The sequence below is a fragment of the Sandaracinobacteroides sp. genome, assembly GCF_057137845.1.
This window is the reverse complement of the sequence record NZ_DBNHFX010000086.1, coordinates 1-1,996: the sequence shown is the minus strand read 5'-3', so window position 1 is coordinate 1,996 and position 1,996 is coordinate 1. Positions and strand designations below refer to the sequence as shown.

At 65.2% G+C, this 1,996-nt stretch carries 2 protein-coding genes and 1 pseudogene; 1 reads left to right on the top strand and 2 read right to left on the bottom strand.

Translation table 11 applies throughout. The features are described from left to right. Positions 1-163: pseudogene (locus AC16JP_RS04520) on the top strand (1,9-bis(guanidino)-5-aza-nonane synthase); the annotation flags it as partial. An 84-nt stretch (positions 164-247) separates the two neighbouring features. On the opposite strand, the gene AC16JP_RS04515 reads toward AC16JP_RS04520, so the two are convergent. Beyond that, complete coding sequence (locus AC16JP_RS04515; protein WP_484339411.1) at positions 248-1,333, bottom strand: DUF5694 domain-containing protein; 1,086 nt, start codon at positions 1,331-1,333, stop codon at positions 248-250. A 67-nt stretch (positions 1,334-1,400) separates the two neighbouring features. Then, positions 1,401-1,996: methyltransferase (locus tag AC16JP_RS04510; protein WP_484339410.1), on the bottom strand; the 596-nt coding region annotated here is incomplete at its 5' end.

Here is a 1,996-nt window from a genome sequence, read left to right as displayed (position 1 = left end):
GCTGCAGGAAGCGGCGAGCTGGGGCAAGGTGCAGACCGTGCACGAACAGATGGTCTATGCCGAAGCAGGCAGCGTCATCCCGCTGCTGGCCTCCGACGCCTATCACCGCGGCGCCTGGAAGAGCCGCCCCAAGCATCGCTGGGCGTCGATCTTCAACGACTGAGGCGCACAGGCTCGTTTAAAACAAGGGGGCGGGCCCGGCCGGCTCCGCCCCCTGGATGTATCCCCCTTGTTTGCATCGGCGATTTCAGTCGCCAGACAGCAGCTTCTGTGGCCCGCGAACTTCCACATCGTGCATCATGCACAGATAGGCATCCAGATAAGGCTTGTGGCTGGCGCCGACGATTACCAGCGTGCGGCCGCCGGGCTGCATCATCGCTGTCACGGCGCGGATATTGGCCGCCATGCGCAGGTTGCGCGTTTCCCACCAGCCGACATAGCGTCTTCCATAGAGGCCGGGATCCCGATGCGCCAATGCCGGGCCGAAATCGGCTGCGAACGAATGTTCCGCTTCAGCCGCAGCGTTATGGAAGCGGTACATCGCCAACACATCTTCCGGGGTGCCGGTCCGGCTGTTCACTGCTTCGGCTTCGGCCTTTCGGGACGCTCCCGCTTTTGTCGCCCTGATCGCTTTCAAGGCTGCAACCAGTTCCTGCTGATTCAAGGCAGCCATCGTTCGATCCGCACTATGGTCGTCGATCGGCCACAGCCGCTCATGCCCAAGCCGCGCGGCAAGTGCAGCCGCCAGCAGATAGGCTTCGTTCTGCCGCGTGGCCGTCTGGTTAAGCAGTGCCACCAATTCCGGTGTAAGCCCGTCGTCTGCGCGCCTTTCCGATGGAGGGAGCCGCAGCCATTGCACCAGTGCTGACGCGCGCTCTCCGGCAGCGAGGAACAGCAGGGCAAGGCGCCGGCGCTGCGCTGGTTCCCGCCCAATCACCGGATCGGCCAGCATCTGCCCAGCCGCGATGGTTGCCGCCGGCACGTCCATCCCGGCAGCGCGCCCGGCAGCGGCAGGATCGAAACAATAATCGTCAACCGTCCCCTCTGGGTAAAGGGCGGCATTCCGGCGAATTCCTTCGCATTCGATGCCAGACAATCCCTCGTATGCGATCGCGGCAGGCTTCCAGCCAGACAGTCGTTCAATCAGCAATCGCAGGTTGTCCGGTGAAAACCCATCACCAAGGTTAGCAAGGTGGGGTGTCCCCAGCACCATGATCTCGGTTGGCTGTCCGGCAAGCGGGCGGCGGTGGTCGCGCGGATCAAACGCGGCAGCACACGCAGCCGAAGTAGTGACAGCACAAAACAACAAGGCAGCGACGAGGGTTCGGGCCATCAGATCCTCCCATCCCTCTCTCGTCCGCTTTCTGCCATGCCGGATCGCCGCTGACCAGAGGCGATGCTCAACGCCGGAATTCGGCCACCAGTTCAACATGGGTCGACCAGCGGAACTGCGCGACCGGCCACAGCCGGTGCAGCGTGTAGCCACCCCTTGCCAGCGTTTCGGCGTCACGCGCGAAGGTCGCGGGATTGCAACTGACAGCGGCAACGACCGGTACCCGGCTGAGGGCCAGATTGGCGCACTGCGCCTGCGCCCCGGCGCGCGGGGGATCGATCACAACTGCATCGAACGCGTTTAACTCGTCTGCCGACAGGGGCTTGCGAAACAGGTCGCGGTGTTGTGTGCCGATACGCGCCTCCGCCCGCCGCGCGGCGGTTTCAAGCGCGCGGATCGCCGCCCCGGTACCGTCGATCGCTTCGACGCGCGCCTTTGCCGCCAGAGGAAAGCTGAACGTCCCGCAGCCCGCGAACAGGTCAGCCACGCGCTTCGAACGCCCGACGATCGCCTGCACGGCCGCCACCAGCGCGGCCTCGCCATCGGCCGTCGCCTGCAGGAAGGCCGCTGGCGGCAGAGTTACCGCAACGCCCGCCATCGCCAACGAAGGGTCGGCGCGGGCGACGACGGTTTCCACACCCAATGGCCCGTCGACGGACAGGC